Origin of the sequence: Cryobacterium sp. M96, assembly GCF_002929845.1 — a bacterium.
In the GTDB taxonomy this organism is placed as follows: domain Bacteria; phylum Actinomycetota; class Actinomycetes; order Actinomycetales; family Microbacteriaceae; genus Cryobacterium; species Cryobacterium sandaracinum.
This window is the reverse complement of sequence record NZ_PJJS01000038.1, coordinates 12,927-30,940: the sequence shown is the minus strand read 5'-3', so window position 1 is coordinate 30,940 and position 18,014 is coordinate 12,927. Positions and strand designations below refer to the sequence as shown.

Annotated in this window: 15 protein-coding genes; 5 read left to right on the top strand and 10 right to left on the bottom strand. The window is 67.8% G+C overall.

Annotated elements, in window-relative coordinates; genetic code table 11:
• Positions 1-66: 66 nt before the first annotated feature.
• On the bottom strand, positions 67-462 hold the full coding sequence (locus CXY79_RS04285) for a sortase (protein WP_104099914.1): 396 nt from the start codon (positions 460-462) through the stop codon (positions 67-69).
• Positions 463-578: 116 nt separating this feature from the next.
• On the opposite strand from CXY79_RS04285, the gene CXY79_RS04280 reads away from it, so the two are divergent.
• Positions 579-2,045 (top strand): peptide MFS transporter, encoded by a 1,467-nt coding sequence (locus CXY79_RS04280; RefSeq protein ID WP_104099913.1) that lies wholly within the window; start codon positions 579-581, stop codon positions 2,043-2,045.
• A 241-nt stretch (positions 2,046-2,286) separates the two neighbouring features.
• On the opposite strand, the gene CXY79_RS04275 is transcribed toward CXY79_RS04280, so the two are convergent.
• A complete protein-coding gene (locus tag CXY79_RS04275; RefSeq protein WP_104099956.1) occupies positions 2,287-3,600 on the bottom strand; it encodes an MFS transporter in 1,314 nt (437 codons plus the stop codon).
• A 5-nt stretch (positions 3,601-3,605) separates the two neighbouring features.
• Positions 3,606-4,010: a MarR family winged helix-turn-helix transcriptional regulator gene (locus tag CXY79_RS04270; protein WP_233191233.1), complete on the bottom strand. Its 405-nt coding sequence runs from the start codon at positions 4,008-4,010 to the stop codon at positions 3,606-3,608.
• A gap of 192 nt (positions 4,011-4,202) precedes the next feature.
• Between CXY79_RS04270 and CXY79_RS04265 the strand changes: the two genes are divergently transcribed.
• Positions 4,203-5,054, top strand: a complete 852-nt coding sequence (locus CXY79_RS04265; RefSeq protein WP_104099911.1) for an alpha/beta fold hydrolase — start codon at positions 4,203-4,205, stop codon at positions 5,052-5,054.
• A 9-nt stretch (positions 5,055-5,063) separates the two neighbouring features.
• Positions 5,064-6,113, top strand: a complete 1,050-nt coding sequence (locus CXY79_RS04260) for a biotin/lipoate A/B protein ligase family protein (protein WP_104099910.1) — start codon at positions 5,064-5,066, stop codon at positions 6,111-6,113.
• A 24-nt stretch (positions 6,114-6,137) separates the two neighbouring features.
• On the opposite strand, the gene CXY79_RS04255 is transcribed toward CXY79_RS04260, so the two are convergent.
• Positions 6,138-6,470 (bottom strand): GNAT family N-acetyltransferase, encoded by a 333-nt coding sequence (locus tag CXY79_RS04255; protein WP_104099909.1) that lies wholly within the window; start codon positions 6,468-6,470, stop codon positions 6,138-6,140.
• A gap of 34 nt (positions 6,471-6,504) precedes the next feature.
• On the opposite strand from CXY79_RS04255, the gene CXY79_RS04250 reads away from it, so the two are divergent.
• On the top strand, positions 6,505-7,515 hold the full coding sequence (locus tag CXY79_RS04250) for a site-specific DNA-methyltransferase (protein WP_104099908.1): 1,011 nt from the start codon (positions 6,505-6,507) through the stop codon (positions 7,513-7,515).
• Positions 7,512-8,438 carry an LLM class F420-dependent oxidoreductase gene (locus CXY79_RS04245; protein WP_104099907.1) on the top strand — a complete coding sequence of 309 codons (927 nt, stop codon included), beginning with the start codon at positions 7,512-7,514 and terminating at the stop codon, positions 8,436-8,438. The genes CXY79_RS04250 and CXY79_RS04245 overlap by 4 nt, the downstream gene beginning before the upstream one ends.
• A 119-nt stretch (positions 8,439-8,557) precedes the next feature.
• Here CXY79_RS04245 and CXY79_RS04240 read toward each other — a convergent pair whose 3' ends face one another.
• The 6 genes from CXY79_RS04240 to CXY79_RS04215 all read right to left on the bottom strand — a co-directional run bounded on the left by CXY79_RS04240 (position 8,558) and on the right by CXY79_RS04215 (position 17,953).
• Positions 8,558-9,586, bottom strand: coding sequence for a LacI family DNA-binding transcriptional regulator (locus tag CXY79_RS04240; RefSeq protein ID WP_104099906.1), 1,029 nt, complete (start codon positions 9,584-9,586; stop codon positions 8,558-8,560).
• Positions 9,587-9,626: 40 nt separating this feature from the next.
• Positions 9,627-11,039 carry a GH1 family beta-glucosidase gene (locus CXY79_RS04235; protein ID WP_104099955.1) on the bottom strand — a complete coding sequence of 471 codons (1,413 nt, stop codon included), beginning with the start codon at positions 11,037-11,039 and terminating at the stop codon, positions 9,627-9,629.
• A gap of 41 nt (positions 11,040-11,080) precedes the next feature.
• Positions 11,081-11,923 carry a carbohydrate ABC transporter permease gene (locus tag CXY79_RS04230; RefSeq protein ID WP_104099905.1) on the bottom strand — a complete coding sequence of 281 codons (843 nt, stop codon included), beginning with the start codon at positions 11,921-11,923 and terminating at the stop codon, positions 11,081-11,083.
• Positions 11,920-12,906, bottom strand: a complete 987-nt coding sequence (locus tag CXY79_RS04225; RefSeq protein ID WP_104099904.1) for a carbohydrate ABC transporter permease — start codon at positions 12,904-12,906, stop codon at positions 11,920-11,922. The genes CXY79_RS04230 and CXY79_RS04225 overlap by 4 nt, the downstream gene beginning before the upstream one ends.
• A 113-nt stretch (positions 12,907-13,019) precedes the next feature.
• The gene (locus CXY79_RS04220; RefSeq protein WP_104099954.1) at positions 13,020-14,297 is read right to left on the bottom strand and encodes an ABC transporter substrate-binding protein; all 1,278 of its coding nucleotides are present in this window, start codon (positions 14,295-14,297) and stop codon (positions 13,020-13,022) included.
• A 140-nt stretch (positions 14,298-14,437) separates the two neighbouring features.
• Positions 14,438-17,953 carry a hypothetical protein gene (locus CXY79_RS04215; RefSeq protein WP_146068087.1) on the bottom strand — a complete coding sequence of 1,172 codons (3,516 nt, stop codon included), beginning with the start codon at positions 17,951-17,953 and terminating at the stop codon, positions 14,438-14,440.
• Positions 17,954-18,014: the final 61 nt, after the last annotated feature.

Genomic DNA, 18,014 nt, shown 5'->3' with positions numbered 1-18,014 from the left:
AGAGATCGTTCCGAGCGCTGACCGGGCCTGGTCACGGCGGCGGGCTCCGTGCGAACGCAGAGGATCTCAGATGAAGAGCAGCACGATGCCGAGCACGCCGGACGCGGCACCGATGCCGAGCAGGATCAGGCCGGTCAGGCGCAGTGCCCGGCCCTCGGCCTCCGGGGTGTGGGTGCGACACCGGGAGGGGGTGCGGAGGCTGAACCAGACCGGCACGTCGTCGCCGGGCGCGAGCCCGTGCGTCTCGTGTGTGTTCGCCGGGCACTCGTGCACCTCGCCGTCACGGTCGAACCAGCGGATGACCGTTCCGGCCCGGGAGGACGCGATGACGCCATCCGTCAGTACCCAGCGACCCTTCACGCCGCGCGCGACGAGACCGGCCGCGAAGAGTGCCCCGCCGACGGCCAGGCCGATCAGGGTCAGCACCTCGCTGAGGAGGGAAACGAGCGAGAAAGTATCCACGTTGCCCCTTCCCGGTCGTCGTAACGGTACGGGCAAAATCGTACCGTGCCCTCCGGGCCGGATGCCGCGACCCTGCCGATGCCCCCAGGTCTGGGGGCACACGGTAAGGTCAAGCAATGAGCTCGGTTGTTGAACAATCTCCCACCCGTGACGACCGAAGCTTCCTCGGACAGCCTCGCGCCCTCGCCAACGTGTTCGGCGTCGAGATGTGGGAGCGGTTTTCGTTCTACGGGATGCAGGGCATCCTGCTGCTCTATTTGTACTACTCCGCGGCCGACGGCGGCCTCGGGATCCCGCAGGCCACCGCGGCAGGCATCGTGGGGGCCTACGGCGGCGGCGTTTACCTGTCGACCATTCTGGGAGCCTGGGTGGCCGACCGCCTGGTGGGCTCGGAGCGGGTGCTCTTCTGCAGCGCCATCGTGATCGCGGTGGGGCACGTGGCACTCGCTCTCCTGCCGGGCATCGGCGGCGTGGCGACCGGGCTCATCCTGATCGCGCTGGGCAGCGGCGGGCTCAAGGCCAACGCGACCAGCGTCGTGGGCGCGCTCTACGCCAAGGACGACCCTCGGCTCGACGCGGGCTTCTCGCTCTTCTACCTCGGCATCAACCTGGGTGCCTTCTTCGGGCCGGTCCTGACCGGCCTGCTGCAGACGACCCTCGGCTTCCACTACGGGTTCGGGCTCGCCGCCGTGGGGATGGCGATCGGCCTGGTGCAGTACTCCTTCGGCCGCAAGCGCCTGCCGGCCATCGTGCACGAGGTGCCGAACCCGCTGCCGGCGTCGCGCCACGCCGGCTACCTCTGGGCCGCGATCGCAACGACCGCCGTGATCGTGGTGCTGGTCCTGCTCGGCGTGATCACGGCATCCGGCCTGGTCACCATCGTTATCGCGCTGACCCTGATCGCCACGGTCTGCTACTTCGTGGTCATCCTGCGCAACCGTCAGATCACCGCCCTCGAGCGCAAACGCGTCTACGCGTTCATGCCGCTGTTCGTGGCCAGTGCCGCGTTCTGGTCCCTCTCCCAGCAGCAGTTCACGGTGGTGACCATCTACACCGACGAACGGCTCAACCGCGACGTGTTCGGCTGGGAGCTGCCGGTGTCGTGGGTGCAGTCGTTCAACCCGGTCTTCATCATCCTGCTCTCGGGTGCCTTCGCCGCGCTGTGGACGCGCTGGGGTTCCCGTCAGCCGTCCACCCCGGTCAAGTTCGCGTTCGGCACCGCGCTGATGGGTTCCGCGTTCCTGCTGTTCCTCCCGTTCGTCGACGGCGGCCCGAATTCGACGCCACTGCTCGCGATGATCGCGATCCTGTTCGTGCTCACGGTGGCGGAGCTTCTGATCGGACCGGTCGGCCTGGCCGTCACGACGCGGCTCGCCCCGGAACCCTTCAAGACCCAGATGGTCGCGCTGTTCTTCCTCTCGATCGCCCTGGGCACCGCGGTGTCCGGCTGGCTCGCCGAGTGGTACACATCGGTGTCGGAGACGGTCTACTTCAGCGTGATCGGCGGGGTCGCGATCGTGCTCGGGCTGTTGCTCGCACTGATCGCCCGACCGATCCTGCGGCTGATGAACGGCGTGCGCTGACCGGCATCCGTCAGCCGAGTGGATGCCAAGCGATTCGTTGTGTTGCGCCCCACAGGCTCAGAGCCGGCTGCACCGCGCGGACTCTGTTCAGCAAGGGGGGCGCGGTGTCCGGTGTTGAACCAATTCGACGGAGAATCTGAGCGAAACCTGCTTTTTCGGGCCTTATGGCAACGATTTGGGCAGAATCTCCGTCGAATTCGTTCGGGGAGAACTGCCGCCAGGCTCGTCGGGTCTCACTCCGCTAGCGCGTCGCCGTGGCCTCGACGATCGCGATTTCGCGGGTGGCGGTCTCGGCGGTGCGGCCGTCTCCGTCGTGGTGCACCCGCATTCGTGGGGTCATGCCCCGGCGGAACCGTACCCGCAGGCTGCGGTAGCGCACCATCCAGAAGAGCACCGCCCCGGCCGCGAGGAGGCCCGAGAGCGCGGCCACGCCCAGCGCCCAGCGCGGGCCGAACTGGTCGGCTACCCAGCCCACCAGGGGCGCCCCGAGTGGCGTGCCGCCGGCGAAGATCGCCATATAGAGCGCCATCACCCGGCCGCGCATGGCCGGCCGCGTCGTGGTCTGCACGTAGGCGTTCGCGGTGGTCATCAGGGTCAGCGAGGACAGGCCGACGAAGGTCAGGGAGATCGCGAAGGTCAGGTAGTTGGGCATCACCGCGGCCACAGCGCAGGACAGGCCGAACGCGAAGGATCCGACGATGACCAGACGCAGCCGCGGCCGGCCGCGACGGGCGGCCATCAGCGCGCCCGCGACGGAGCCGATGGCCATGATCGAACTGAGCAGCCCGAACTCGCTGGCACCCATGCCGAACTCGACCGTGGCCATCGTTGCCGTGAAGATCGCGAAGTTGAAGCCGAAGGTGCCCACCAGGAAGACGGTGATCAACACGACGATGATGTCTGGCCGGCGGGACACGTACCGGAAGCCAGCCATCAGCTGTCCCCGCTCGCGGGTGGCCCGCGGCTGCGGCCTCAGCTGAACGGTGCGCAGAAGAGTCATCGCGAGCACCGTCGCCGCGAACGTCGCCGAGTTGATCATGAAGACCCAGCCGGCGCCGACGGCGACCGTGAGCAGCCCCGCGGCGGCCGGTCCGATCAGCCGGGCGCCGTTGAACGATGCGGAGTTGAGGGCCACGGCGTTCGGGAGGTCGTTGTCGGAGACCAGCTCCGACACGAAGGTCTGGCGGGCGGGGGCGTCGATCGCCGCGACGATCCCGAGGCCCAGGGCGAAGAGGTAGACGTGCCACAACTCCGCGACTCCGGCGACGGTGATCACACCGAGGCCGAGGGCGAGCAGGCCCATCAGGGTCTGCGTCAGGATGAGCAGTCTGCGCCGGTTGAACCGGTCCGCGATGAGGCCGGACCAGGGCATCAGCACGAGCTGGGGCCCGAATTGCAAAGCCATCACGATGCCCACCGCGGTGGCGTTGTAATCGGTCAGTTCGGTCAGCACGATCCAGTCCTGGGCCGTGCGCTGCATCCAGGTTCCGATGTTCGACACGAGGGCCCCCGCGAACCAGATTCGATAGTTCGGGATGCTCAGGGAGCGAAACATGTTGTTCAACTGTTGGCGAGTTCCTTCATGATGTCGACGGCCTCGGTGAGGATCCGGCGCTGGTCGGGGCTGAGCGTGACGATGCGCTGGGCGAGCCAGGCATCCCGGCGTTTGCGCGTCTCCCGCATCAGGGTGCGCCCCTGGTCGGTCACCGTGAGCACCACCTTGCGGCCGTCGTCGGCAGAGCCGGCCCGGTTCACGAGGCCAGCCTCGACCAGCGCGTTGACCGTGCGATTCATCGACGGCGGCGTGACCCGCTCGCGTTCGCTGAGCTCGCGGAGGGTGAACGGGCCATGGAAAAACAGGGTGCCGAGGGCCGAGAACTGGCTCGAGCTGAGCTCATTGTCGGCCTTCTCCTGCCGCAGGCGGCGGGCCAGCCGGCCGTTGGCCAGCCGGAAATCGTGACTCAACTCGGCTACCGTCGCACGTCGACCAGGGGAGACCTCCGGCGCAAGCACGTGAGATGTCGGTGAAGATTCCATAGCTACCCACCCTAACCACTTAGCCTCGCTAAGTATTCCCTGCTCGCAGCCTAGTTCAGGATCGACGGCAAAGAACCGGAATCCAGAGACGCGCGGGGCGAGTCCTGCCAGACTGGCCTCGTGCCTACCTACACGGATGACTTTGGCGTCTCGATCACGTATTTCACCTGGCCGGTCGATCGCCCGCGGGCAATCGTGCAGCTCGCTCACGGGGTCGGTGAGCATGCGCAGCGGTATGCGGAGCTCGCCACCCGACTGAACACGGCCGGCTACACGGTCTACGCCGACGACCACCGCGGCCACGGCCAGACCGGAGTGCACCAGTATGACGGCGACCTGTCCCGCCTCGGCCGCCTCGGCCCCGGCGGACTGCGCGCGGCAGTGGCCGGCGTACGCCAGCTGAGTGGGATCATCCGCGCCACTCACCCTGACCTGCCGCTCGTGCTGCTCGGCCACAGCTGGGGGTCCTTCATGGTCCAGATGATCGTCAACGCGCACGCCGCCGATTACGACGCGGTCGTGCTCAGCGGCACGGCCTACCGGATGCCCGGCTACCTGGACAGCGGCGACCTCAACCGCCGACACAAGCACCTCGGCGACACCGGGGTGGAGTGGCTCAGCCGCGATCCAGAGGTGGCCCGCGCTTTCATCGCCGACCCGCTCACGACCACGACCCCGCTGGCCAAGCTGTTCGGGCTGCGAGAGGCGGCGCGCCTCTTCGGCAGGCCGGGCCGCGACCTGCCGCCGGGCCTGCCGCTGCTCATCCTGGTCGGCGGTGACGACATCGTGGGCGGGGAGCGCAGCGCTCGCAGGCTGGTTCGGGCCTATTCCGGGCGGTCGGGACTTCGGGACATCCGGGTCATCACCTACCCCGGTGCCCGCCACGAGGTGTTCAACGAGACGAACCGTGAGGATGTCTTCGACGACCTGATCGGGTGGCTGGCCAAACGTTTTGCCGTGCGCGCCGATTAGGCTGGCGTCATGCACGGTGAATATAAAGTTCCAGGCGGCAAGCTCGTCGTCGTCGATCTCGATGTCGTTGACAACACGATCGTCGACTTCCGGCTGGCCGGTGATTTCTTCCTCGAGCCCGACAGTGCGCTCGGCGACATCAACGCGGCCGTGAACGGCCTGTCCGCCGACAGCGACGCGGTCAGCATCGCCGCCGCAGTGCGCGCCGCGCTCCCGGCCCATGCCACGCTGCTCGGGTTCTCGCCCGAATCGGTGGCGGTGGCCATCCGTCGCTCCCTCGCCCAGGCCAGCGGCTGGCGCGACTACGAGTGGCAGCTGATCCACACCAAGGCTGTCGCTCCCGTCATGCAGATGGCGCTTGACGAGGTGCTCGCGATCGAGGTTGGCGAGGGGCGCCGCAACCCCACGATGCGGATCTGGGAATGGACGGAGCCGGCCGTCGTCATCGGCAGCTTCCAGTCCCTGAAGAACGAGGTCGACCCGGTCCAGGCCGCCAAGCACGGCTTCACCGTCGTGCGCCGGATCAGCGGCGGCGGCGCCATGTTCATGGAAGCCGGCTCGGTCATCACCTACTCGATCTACGCACCGACCGACCTCGTTCAGGGCATGACGTTCGCTGACTCCTATGCATTCCTCGACGAGTGGGTGCTCACGGCGCTCAAATCCCTCGGCATCGACGCTTACTACCAGCCGCTGAACGACATCACGAGCCCCAAGGGCAAGATCGGCGGGGCCGCGCAGAAACGTCTCGGCAGCGGCGCCGTGCTGCACCACGTCACCATGAGCTACGACATGGACGGCGACAAGATGGTGCAGGTGCTCCGCATCGGCCGGGAGAAACTCAGCGACAAGGGCATCACGAGCGCCGCGAAGCGCGTCGACCCGCTGCGCAGCCAGACCGGCCTCAGCCGGGATGCGATCATCGACCGGATGAAGGCGACCTTCACCGGGCTCTATGGCGCCGTCGCCGGAGAGATCACCGAAGCGGAATATGCCAGGGCGACCGAGCTGGTAGAGACCAAGTTCGGCACCGAAGAGTGGATCGGGCGGGTTCCCTAGGCCACGGGGCCGTCAATGCGCGGGCTACCGTCCGCGCGTGAGCAGGTCCTGGTACTCGGCGTGCAGGTCGATCCAGCGCACAACGTAGGGGCACACCGGCACGACCGTGAGCGTGGTGCGGGTGCGAACATCGTCGAGCGCCTGCTCGACGAGGATGCCCGCCAGACCTTCGCCCCGGTGCGCCGGGTCCACCTCGACGTGGGTGAACAGCACATCCTGGCCGGCGACCTCGTAGTCGGCGAAGCCCACGGTGGTGCCGGCGAGCTCGAGCGTGTACCGGGCCAGGGCCGGTTCGTGACGGAATACGACCGAGTCGGATTCCCCGGTCGTTTCCGGGGATGCTGCATCTGGTGTCATCCCCTCAGCGTAGGCTGCCTGACACAATGAAGGAATGCCGATCGCGTGGTCTCCCTCCTCCCCCAGCCGTGTCGTCCACGCGAACAACCTCGAGGTTCTGCCGCAGCTGCCCGACGCGGCCTTCACGCTGATCTACCTGGACCCGCCGTTCAACACGGGGCGCAAGCAGAACCGGCAGACCACGACGTCGGTGCGCGCACCGGCGAGCCCGGTATCCGTCGCCCTGGGTGCGGACGCCGCGGGCATCATCACCGGCTTCAAGGGCCAGCGGTATGAGCGGATCAAGGGTGACCTGCTCGGCTACGACGACCAGTTCGAGGACTATTGGGCCTTCCTCGAGCCGCGCCTGATCGAGGCCTGGCGCCTCCTGTCCGATGACGGCACCCTCTACCTGCACCTCGACTACCGCGAGGCGCACTACGCCAAGGTGTTGCTCGACGCCCTCTTCGGCCGGGACTGCTTCCTGAACGAGCTGATCTGGGCCTACGATTACGGCGCGAAGTCGAAGAACCGCTGGCCGACCAAGCACGACACGATCCTGGTCTACGTGAAGAACCCGGCCCGGTACTACTTCGACTCGACCACGGTCGACCGTGAGCCCTATATGGCGCCCGGTCTGGTCACCCCCGAGAAGGTCGCGAAGGGCAAGCTGCCGACGGATGTCTGGTGGCACACGATCGTGTCGCCCACCGGCAAGGAAAAGACCGGTTATCCCACCCAGAAGCCCGTCGGCATCCTGCGCCGTATGATCCAGGCGTCCAGCCGCGAGGGGGACTGGGTGCTCGACTTCTTCGCCGGCAGCGGCACGACGGGTGCGGTTGCCGCGGCCCTCGGCCGCCGCTTCGTGCTGGTGGACCAGAACCCCGAGTCGATCCAGGTCATGCGCACGCGCTTCGCGCTACTGCCCGCGGTGGAGTTCCTGCCCGGCGGATTCGAGCCGGCCGTGCCCGAGCCGGCCGTGCCCGAGCCGGCCGCGCCGGAGCCGGCCCAGCCGGCGCTGTTCGATTTCGGCGCCGACCGGCCCGGGGCGAGGCTGGGAGCATGAGACTTCGCATTTTCACCGAACCGCAGCAGGGTGCCTCCTACGACGACATCCTCGCCGTGGCCCAGGCCACGGAGACGCTCGGCTTCGACGCGTTCTTCCGCTCCGACCACTACCTCGCGATGGGAGACACGGCTCCCGTGCTGCCGGGGCCGACGGATGCGTGGACCACCCTGGCGGGCCTCGCCCGGGAGACCCGGCGCATCCGCCTCGGCACTTTGGTCTCGTCGGTGACCTACCGTCCGCCGGGGATCCTCGCGATCCAGGTGGCGCAGGTCGACCAGATGTCGGGCGGGCGGGTCGAGCTCGGCCTCGGCACCGGCTGGTTCGAGCAGGAACACCTGGCCTACGGCATCCCGTTCCCGGCCAGGCGGTTCGGCATGCTCGAGGAGCAGCTGGAGATCGTGACCGGGCTCTGGGAGACCCCGGTCGGCGACCGCTACAGCTTCGCCGGCGAGCACTACACGCTCGTCGACTCGCCCGCCCTGCCCAAGCCCGTGCAGGCCCGCATCCCGGTGATCGTGGGCGGTGGCGGCGCCAGGCGTACCCCGGCCCTGGCTGCCCGCTTCGCCACCGAGTTCAACCTGCCGTTCCCGGATTTCGCGGATGTCCCGGCCAAGTTCGCCGGCGTGCGCGCTGCATGCGCGGCCATCGGTCGCGATCCCCGTGAGCTGGTGTACTCGGCGGCGCTGATCGCCGTCGCGGGCGCGAACGAGGCAGACTTCATTCGCCGGGCCGCGGCCGCGGGCCGGGAACCGGCCGAGCTGCGGGCGCACGGCGTGGCCGGCACGGCGTCCGAGGTCGTGGACCGCCTCGGCGCCCTCGCCCACGACGGGGTCGAGTGCGTCTACCTGCAGATCATGGACCTGTCCGACCTCGGCCACTTGGACTTCATCGCCCGCGAGGTCATGCCTCAGCTGGCCTGACCGCCCTGCCCGTCCTGCCGGTCCCGCCGGTATTGCCGGTGCGCGGGTGCTGCGCCGCTACGCTGCCGGCGCGCCACGCGCGCAACGGCGCAGCACCCGCACCGGGGAAGCCGCGCGTGTCACGCCGACTCGCGTAGTACCAAACGGGTCGGCATGAGGGTGCGGTGCGGCATGCTCTCGTCGGCGGCGAGCCGGCGCAGCAGAATGTCCGCCATCGCGTAGCCCATTTCCTCGGAGGGCTGGCTCACCGTAGTCAGCGGCACCGGGCCGCTCGTCGCGGCCGGGCTGTCGTCGAACCCGACGATGGCCACGTCGCCGGGCACAGAGCGGCCGAGCTCACGCAGCACATCCACCGCCCCGGTGGCCATCAGGTCGCTCGCCACGAAGAGGCCGTCGATGTCGGGGCACCGCTCCAGCAGCCGGCGGGTGGCTGCCGCGCCACCGGCGGCTGTGAAGTCGGCGAGTTCGACGGCATCCGCGGGCAGCCCGGCCCGCTCCAGCGTGCGCTCGAACCCGGTGAGGCGGTCGATGCCGGCCGGCATGTCCACCGCGCCGGCGATCGAGCCGATGCGGCGGCGCCCGATGTCGACGAGGTGCTGGGTGCCCGTCTCGGCACCCGCCGCGTTGTCGACGTCAACGAAGTAGGCGGCGAGGTTGTCCGCGTTCGACGGCCGGCCGCCGAAGACCACCGGCATGGTCTTGTCGAGTTCGGCCACGAAGTCGTCGCCGGTGTGGTGCGAGATGATGAGCGCTCCGTCGACGTTGCCCGAGCGCAGGTAGCGCAGAGTCTTGTGCCGTGGGTCGCTCGACGCAACGAGCAGGTTGAGCGTGTAATCACTTTGGTCGAGTCGGCGGGTGATGCCCTGCACGACCGCGGCGAAGTAGGGATCACCGAAGAACCGGGTCATATCCTCAGGCACGACCAGGGCCACGGCCTCGGTCTGCCGGCTCGCGAGCGAGCGGGCCGCCCGGTTCGGAACATAGTTGAGCTGGTTGATGGCGTCCGTCACCGAGGCGACGATCTCTGGGCTGACCCTGGTGGACCCGTTCACGACCCGGCTCACGGTGGCCCGGGAAACCCCGGCCACCTCGGCCACCATTTCCAGGGTGGGCTGCGAAGGACGGACCTGGCGCACACTCGTTATCATGACGCCATTATATTTTGCCCGCATCCCTCGCGGTTCCGGTTCAGGAGAGGGCGCGGTTGCGGATGATCTCGGCGTAAGAACGTCCGCTGTCCTTGACGGTGCGCTCCTGGGTCTCGTAATCGACCCGCACGATGCCGAAGCGCTTCTCGTAGCCCCAGGCCCACTCGTAGTTGTCCATCAGCGACCAGTAGAAGTAGCCCTTGACGTCGACTCCCTCATCGATCGCGTCAAGGATGGCGCCCAGGTGGTCGGTCAGGAATACGGTGCGCCGGGCATCCGGAACACTGCCGTCCGCGGCGACGACGTCGTCGAACGCCGCGCCGTTCTCGGTGACGTAGAGGCTCGTGCCGGTCGGGGCGGCGTAGTCGGTGTTCACGCGAACGAGCAGTTCGCGTAGCCCGTCGGGCTGCACCTCCCACTCCATGGCGGTCAGCGGCAGCCCCTGCGGGTGGTCGTAGACGCCGTCGGCCGCCGGGAACGGCGACCGGGTGGGGCGGTCGGTCGGGGCCTGGGCGAGCAACGGATGTTCGGCCGGGCGATCACTGACCAGGTCGCCGTGGTAATAGTTCACGCCGAGGGTGTCGATCGGCTGGTTGATCTGGGCCAGGTCTCCCTCGTGGATGAAATCGGTCAGCCCGTACTCGGCCACGTCCTGGAGCACATCCTCCGGGTAGAAGCCGCGGAAGACCGGGTCGAGGAAGATCCGGTTGAACTGCCCGTCGATGCGGCGCGCGGCATCCACGTCGCCCGCATGCGTCGGATCGACAGGCTTGGCGACGGTGAGGTTGAGCGTGATGCCGAGCTCGAGCTTCGAGTCGCGTTCGCGCAGCGCCTCGACGGCGAGGCCGTGCCCCAGGAGCAGGTGGTGTGCGGCGGCCAGGCCGTCCCGGGGGCTCTGGCGCCCGGGCGCGTGGGCGCCGGCGGTGTAGCTGAGGAAGGAGGAGCACCACGGCTCGTTGAGAGTGGTCCACACGCCCACGCGGTCGCCGAGGGTGTCGTGCACGGTGAGGGCGTAGTCCCGGAAGCGTGCGGCGGTGTCGCGGTTGGTCCAGCCACCCTTCTCCTCGAGGGCCTGCGGCAGGTCCCAGTGGTAGAGGGTCAGCCACGGCTTGATGCCGGCGCCGAGGAGCTCGTCGACCAGGCGGGAGTAGAAGTCCACGCCCTTCGGGTTGACCGGCCCGCCGTCGGGACGCACCCGGGCCCAGGAGGTGGAGAAGCGGTAGGTCTGCAGCCCCAGGTCCTTCATCAGGGCGACGTCGCCCTGATAGCGGTGGTAGTGGTCGCAGGCGACGTCGCCGTTGTCGGCCTTGAGGACAGCACCCGGCACGCGGCTGAACGTGTCCCAGATGGAATCCGTGCGGCCGTCCTCATGGGCGGCGCCCTCGATCTGGTAGGCGGCCGTCGCCGCCCCGAAGAGGAACTCGGGCGGGAAGGAACGAACGTGTGAGGTCATACCCATATTCTCGGTGATTGTTTCGAGTGTTCCGAACGAGGTCATCCCTTGACCGCGCCCTGCATGATTCCGGCCACGAGCTGCTTACCCAGGAAGATGAAGACCAGGATCAGCGGGATGATCGAGAGCACCACGCCGGCCAGCACGAGCGAGTAGTCGACGTAGAAGGCGGCCTGCAGCTGCTGCAGTGCAACCGGGAGGGTCGGGTTGCCGGGGCCGAGCACGATGAACGGCCAGAAGAAGTTGGTCCAGGTGCCGATGAACGTGAACAGGGCGAGCATCGCCGCGGCCGGGCGGGCGGCCGGGAGACCGATGTGCCAGAAGCTGCGGATCATCGACGCTCCGTCCATGCGCACCGCCTCGATCAGCTCGTCGGGCAGTGCGTCGCGCAGGTACTGGGTCATCCAGAACACGCCGAACGCGGTCACCATGGCGGGCGCGATGACGGCCCAGAGGCTGCCGGTCCAGCCGAGCCTTGACATGACGATGAACAGGGGCACGACGCCGAGCTGGGTCGGCACGGCCATGGTCGCGATCACGAAGATGAGCAGACCTTCCCGGCCGCGGAACTTCAGCTTGGCGAAGGCGTAGCCGGCGAGCGTCGAGAACATCACGACGCTGAGCGACACCACGGACGACACGATGATGCTGTTGCCGAGCGCCGTCCAGAACGGGATGCTGTCGATGACCGTGGCCGCGTTGGCGATGAAGTTACCGCCCGGGATCCACATCATCCCGTTCTGGTTCAGCGCGGAGGCATCCTGGCTGCCGATCAGGAACGACCACCAGATCGGGAAGGCCGAGCCGAGGATAACCGCGATCAGGATGCCGTAGACCCAGAGGGACGGCCGACGGTCGTGCCCGCCGATGATGGTCTTGCTCATGAGATGCCTTTCGCGCGGACGCGCAGCTTGCGGTCGCCGGTGCCCGCGATGCGACGGGTGATGAGGAAGTTGATGACAGCGATGAGGATGATGATCAGGAACAGGAGCCAGGCCACGGCGGACGCCCGGCCGAAGTTGCGCTGGTTCCAGCCGAGTTCGTAGATGTACAGGGTGAGCGTCTGCCACTGGCGACTGGCTCCGCCCTGGCCGACGTTGTCGAACATGCGTGCCTCGTCGAAGATCTGCAGCCCGCCGATCGTCGAGGTCAGGATGACGAAGATGATGATCGGTCGCAGCAGCGGCAGGGTGATCGACCCGAAGGTGCGCCAGCGGTTGGCGCCGTCGATGATGGCGGCCTCGTAGTAATCGCGCGGGACGGCCTGCATGGCGGCGAGGAAGATAAGGGCGTTGTAACCGGTCCAGCGGAAGTTCACCATTGTGGCGATGGCGAGGTGGCTGGGGATCACGTCGACGTGCCAGCGCACGGGCTCGAGGCCCAGGCTCATGATCGCGCTGTTGATCAAGCCGAACTTGTCGCCGAAGAGGTCGTTGAAGATGAGTGCGACGGCGACCGGGGCCACGACGTAGGGAAGGAGCACGCCCATGCGCCAGAAGGTCTTTCCGCGCAGGTTGAAGTCGAGCACGGCGGCGATGCCGAGCGCGACGATGATCTGGGGGATGCTCGAGAGCAGGAAGATGCTGAAGGTGTTGCGCAGGGAGTTCCAGAAGTATCCCTGGCTCAGCACCGTGACGAAGTTCTCCAGGCCGACGAAGTCGCCCTGGCCGCCGATGAGGTTCCAGTCGTGCACCGACACCCACGCCGTGTACAGCAGCGGGAAGAGGCCCATGACGGCGAAGACGAGGAAGAAGGGGGAGATGTAGAGGTAGGGCGAGAAGCGCACATCCCAGCGGCTCAGTGTGTGGCTGAGGGCGATGCGGCGGATGCTGCGGGCATTCACCTCGACAGCGGCAACGGTAGTCATGAAAGTCCTTCGGTGGTTGAGCTTGTCGAGGCCCGGGTGAGCCGGTCGAGACCGGGGTCGGGCCGGCCGGGACCAGGTGGTCTCGACAGGCCCGACCGGTGGGATGGTGCTGGTTAGCCGAGCGACTCGACGTCGGTGACCCACTGAGCCCACGACTCGTCAGCCGTCATGGTGCCGTCTTCGACGCGGGTGAGCGCCTGCTGCATGGCGTCGTTGATCGCGAAGTAGAACTCGCCCTTGTACGGGGTCACGTCGACAGCGGCGGCGCGGTTGGCAAGGATCTCACCGGTCGGCGCGTTGTTGAAGAACTCGTTCGTGGCGCCGAGGAGTTCGTCGCTCTCGAGGGCTTCGAGCTGGCTCGGAAACGTGCCCTTGGACGCGAACGCCTTGAGCTGCTGCTCCGGGGCGGTCAGCCAGGAAGCGAGCTTCTGGGCCTCGGCCTGGTTCTTGGATTGCTCGGGAACGGTCAGGTACGAGCCGCCCCAGTTGCCGCCGCCGCCGGGGAACGTGTCGGCGATGTCCCAGCCGGCGACGCCTTCAGCGTTGCCGGAGATCACGCCGAGCATCCAGCCCGGGCAGAGCATCGTGGCGAAGCCGTCGTTCTGGAAGCTGGCGGTCCAGTCGTCGCTCCACTGTCCGAGGTGCGCGGACAGCGTGCTGCTGGCCTCGAGCACGCTCGTGTAGGCCTTCTTCACCTCCGGGTTCCCGGTGGCGATGATGGTGCCGTCTTCTTCTTCATAGGCGTTGGGGATCTGGTTGACGACGCCCTGCCAGGTGGCTCCGGCAGAGTCGAACCACGGCACGTTCGTGCCGGCAGCAGCGAACTTCTCACCGGCTGCGTAGTAGCTCTCCCAGCTGGTGCCGAGGAGTGCGGCGACCTCGGCGCGGTCGGTCGGAAGACCGGCGGCGGCGAACAGGTCGGAGCGGTAGCAGACGGCTTCCGGACCGATGTCGGTGCCGTAGGCGATCAGGCGGCCGTCGGCATCCGTCGCGGCCTCGGTCTTCCAGTCGAGCCAGCGCTCGTCGACGTCGTCAGAGGCGAGGTCGATGAACTGGTCGGAGTATTGGAGCAGTTCCGGCAGCCAGTCGACCTCGATGGCCTCGATGTCGCTCAGGCCGCTGCCTGCGGCGAGACGGGTCGTGAGGTTGTCGCGGGCCTCGTTGGAGGTGGCAGCCTTCTTGTGCGTGATGGTGACGTTCGGGTTGGCCTTCTCGTACTCGGCGAACAGGTCGTCATAGCCGAATTCGTTGAACGTCGCGACGGTCAGTTTGACGTTTTCGTCGGTCGACTGCTCTCCGCCGGCGTTCGCTGAACAACCGGATAGAACCAGTGCGAAGGATGCTGCTCCGGCGACTGTTACTGCAAGTGTGGTGCGCGGGAAACGCTTCACGGTCACTCCCTTGTGTGCGTGCTGATGGGTGGATGCAAGGTCGCTCTCATTGTGCCGTGAGAGCGCTCTCACGTGGTGGTGCTTACGTTAGTGCGCGCATCGATGGTTTGTCAAGAGAGCGCTCTCTCCTGGCTCGGCGGTCAGAGTCCGTCTTGGTCCGGTACGGTCACCGTGAGGGAGCGCACCCGGCCGTCGCGGCGGAAGACGCTCGCGCTCACGTCGGCGTCGAGCGTGCCGCCGGGACCGGGCACCTGGGCGCCGTCGGCGAGGTGTGCGACCATCTCGAGCGGGCCGCCGCGGTGGAACACGACCGGGACCTGACAGAACGTGAACGCGAGCGTGTCCGCGGGCAGCTCGACGCTGTGCTGCTCGCCGAGGACATCCCGGTAGGCGAACGTGCCGGGAGCCGTGGTCCACTCGCCGGCCCGCAGCAGGGTGGGCCGCAAACGGATGCGACCGCCTTCGACCCGCAGGCCGAGCTCGCCCAGGCGGGTGAGCACCTCCTCTTTGACCTGCCCGGTCATCCCCGGCTGCCGGGCGCCCTGGCCGGCGGGCGTGTGCGAGTAAGGATCGGTGGGGAACGCACCGTAGGTGAGCGGATCCTTGCGGTAGCCGATGCCGGCACGCACGTCCTCGTACGCCGCCATCAGCCCCTGGATCGAAGTTTCATCCGCCTGCTCGGCGACGGCCCGGTCGAGTGTCTCCTGCACCGCGAGCAGCAGCTTCGCGACCATGTGCCAGTAGATGCTGCCGAGGCCCTCGTAGGCGAAGAACGAGCCGGAGCGCCCGGTGAATTCCGCATGCCGGAAGACTTCCTCGAAGATGGTGAGCAGTTCGGCCCGGTCCTGTTCCACGGCGCCCTGCAGCGTCGGGTCGGCGCTGAGCCGGTCGAGCGCATCCGAAACGCCCCTGGCGTTTCGGATGTGGGCGGCGAAGTGCAGGTCGCCCTGAACATCCCGCACAACTATGCTGCGGTCGCCGGCAGCGATGAGGCGCAGGGCGAGAGGGCAGTCGGCGGCCCGTGCCGCACTGAAGGTGTTGCGGGCGAGGAAGGACGAAAGGTCCTTGTCGGGATAGAGGATGTAGCTGTGCTGGTCGGCGCGGTACAGCCGGCTCGTGCGCAGGGCACCGAGCAGGTCCAGCGTCTCTTCCGGGCCGAGCAGGCCGGAGGAAAGGATGGCGACCTGGCCCTCGAGCATCTCCGCGAGCCGACGCACATCGGCCCCATCGTCCCCGAACTCCAGCACGTTGTAGGAGTGCACGAGCCCGTCGTCCCGCCGGTTGGCGTGCAGGCCGGACTCGATGAAGCGCCGAGCCAGATCGAGCAGCTCGGCGACGTCTCCCGCGGCGACCGTCGACCGCTCCCCATCGAACCCCGCGTAGACCCGCTCGCGATAGGAGGTCCCTGCCTCGCCCAGGCCGTCCATCACGGCCCGGCGGCGAGTGGAATCGAACCCGCCGGCCAGGCCGTCCGCATGCTCGAAGAGCACGTCGCGCACCGCGGTGAGCAGTCCGGCGAGCTCGCTCGAGAGCTCGACGTCGACCGTCAGGAGGTCCTGCACGAAGACGAGGTAGCGGCGCAGATAGGCGAGGGTGACCACCGACAGGCCACGGCCGACGAGCGCGTTGTTGGCGTCGTTCCATTCCGGGCGCTGGGTCGTCATCCAGATGCCGCCGTCCGGCACCAGATTGACGAGCTTGGCCAGCAGGAGCAGCAGCACCTTCTCGGCCAGCGTTACCCGCACGAGGTCGCCGTCGGCACCGTGCACGAGCCGACCGTCCGAGCCCTCCTCGGCGACCCGCCGCGTGATCGTGCGCTGCCGCTCGTCGTCGAAGGTGATGGTGTTGTACGGGTCCGTGAGGATGTCCGCATAGGCGGCGATCCGGTACGGCACGTCGGCGTGGGTGAAGGCCGCCCGGTTGATGAGCGCGTCGAGGCGCCCCGGGTGGAATCGGCGGGAGGTCTCGAGCAACTTGAGCAGGTAGATGATCTGGTGGTCGCTCCAGTAACCGATGTTGGCCCAGGGGTCTTCGGGCTCGGGGACCTCCCAGTCGATGCCCTCGCGAGAGATCCGGTACGGGTTGTAGCCGTCGGCGGTCGTGGCGTCAAGGAAGATCGTGACCATCGACTCCACGTATTCGGGGAATGACCAGGCCAGCGCCTCCCAGTTCTGGAAGATGTCCCGCCAGTTGCCTTGGTATTCCAGGCGACGGATGCCACTCTCGTCTTTCAGAACGATCCGGAACTGATTCCACGGCCGGCTCGGATCGCCGTGCCGGCGGCTGAACGTGAGCGGCAGGTATTCCGTGGCGAGGCGCCACAGGTCTACGTCGCCGTACTCCTGGGCGATGGCGATGAGTTCGTCGGAGCGCAGCCGCTCGGGCAGCGCCGCCAGCACGCCGGCGCAGCGCTGGGCGGTCGACTTACTCCGCTGAATGATGAACGCCCGCACGTCGCTCAACTCCACCGTGTAGCCCTCGGCCGGAACGCCGCCGCGCATCGTGTTGAAAAGCACGTTGGCGGTGTGGTGGATGGTCGCGAGCTCGTCGCCGCTGTGCTGGGCGGCGTCGGTGGCCGCGAGGATCGTCTCCAGGTCGGACCGGGTGCCGACGATGTCGGCCGCGAGCTCCTCGGCGAGCCCGGCAGGATCTCGCAGCTTCTCGCGCAGGGCGACGACATCGGCCGCGTCCTGGTTGACGTCGGCGACGATCTGCCAGCGCTGCGTGCTTCCGGGGGCCAGCGTGATCCGCGCGTGCACGAGGTAAGCGCCGCGCTGGCCGCGGACATCCGTCTCGGCGGTGATGCCCCGGCCCCGGGCGAAGGCAGCCACCTGGCTGATCGAGAGCAGGTGCTCGGCGTTGCCCAGCCCTACCTGCCAGGCCACGTTGGCCTGCAGCGACTCGCTGGGCTCGGCGAGGTCGGAGAGCGTCGCGTTCAGCGTCAGCAGCCCGAGGCCCGTCGAAGAGTCGAGTTCGGCCCGCTTGTAGGCGTCCAGCAGCACGCTCAGCTCGTTCTGCGTCTTCTTGAGGGCTCCGGCGGGAAGGATGTTCACCAGGCCGTCGAGGAGGTCGACGTCGAGCGTTTCGCCGAGCTGCTCGCCGGTGAGCTTCTGGTCGGTGAGCGAGGTCAGGGCGCAGCTGCGCACGACGCCGAAGCGGGCACTCGTCTGCCAGGTCACGCGCAGGCGCAGGCCGAGATCCGGGCGGGTCTCCTCGAAGACCAGGGTCGTGCCGAGGGCGTCCTTGTACAGCGTGCGCTGCACGGCCTGATCGCCGGGACGCACCTCCGCGAACGGCTGCCAGTGAATCCCGGTCCCGTCGGGGCGTCGAACGAGCAGCACGCTGAGCCCACCGGTTCGGCCGCCGCTCTCGGTGACCTTGTCGTCGGTGTAATACGGGAACAGGGCCCGATCGGCGTCGACCCGTCCTGCCGTCAGGCCGCCCGTGCTCGAGATGAAGAGCCAGACGTTGCTCGCGCCGACAAGGGTCATGAAGAACGGCGGCATCTGGTCGTAGGCCTCGATCCGGTAGAACCGGCGCCCGTCCAGATCGACCGGTCCGCCCCGGACGGTGCCCTCCGCAGGGTCAGTGCCATCTGCGGGGTCGAACGGGATCTCGCCCCGGCCGATGGGCTGAATGATGGTCTCGAGGGGCATGCGATCCTCCATTGGATTCACTCCGGCGGATGTTCCGGCCGGCGAGTGCTCCACCATCTCA

What these genes read in the sequence shown, in the direction of transcription:
- CXY79_RS04280 (WP_104099913.1), top strand. Translation starts at nt 579, where the DNA reads ATGAGCTCGGTTGTTGAACAATCTCCCACCCGTGACGACCGAAGCTTC.
- CXY79_RS04275 (WP_104099956.1), bottom strand. Translation starts at nt 3,600, where the DNA reads ATGTTTCGCTCCCTGAGCATCCCGAACTATCGAATCTGGTTCGCGGGG.
- CXY79_RS04260 (WP_104099910.1), top strand. Translation starts at nt 5,064, where the DNA reads ATGCACGGTGAATATAAAGTTCCAGGCGGCAAGCTCGTCGTCGTCGAT.
- CXY79_RS04255 (WP_104099909.1), bottom strand. Translation starts at nt 6,470, where the DNA reads ATGACACCAGATGCAGCATCCCCGGAAACGACCGGGGAATCCGACTCG.
- CXY79_RS04250 (WP_104099908.1), top strand. Translation starts at nt 6,505, where the DNA reads ATGCCGATCGCGTGGTCTCCCTCCTCCCCCAGCCGTGTCGTCCACGCG.
- CXY79_RS04245 (WP_104099907.1), top strand. Translation starts at nt 7,512, where the DNA reads ATGAGACTTCGCATTTTCACCGAACCGCAGCAGGGTGCCTCCTACGAC.
- CXY79_RS04240 (WP_104099906.1), bottom strand. Translation starts at nt 9,586, where the DNA reads ATGATAACGAGTGTGCGCCAGGTCCGTCCTTCGCAGCCCACCCTGGAA.
- CXY79_RS04235 (WP_104099955.1), bottom strand. Translation starts at nt 11,039, where the DNA reads ATGACCTCACACGTTCGTTCCTTCCCGCCCGAGTTCCTCTTCGGGGCG.
- CXY79_RS04230 (WP_104099905.1), bottom strand. Translation starts at nt 11,923, where the DNA reads ATGAGCAAGACCATCATCGGCGGGCACGACCGTCGGCCGTCCCTCTGG.
- CXY79_RS04225 (WP_104099904.1), bottom strand. Translation starts at nt 12,906, where the DNA reads ATGACTACCGTTGCCGCTGTCGAGGTGAATGCCCGCAGCATCCGCCGC.
- CXY79_RS04215 (WP_146068087.1), bottom strand. Translation starts at nt 17,953, where the DNA reads ATGCCCCTCGAGACCATCATTCAGCCCATCGGCCGGGGCGAGATCCCG.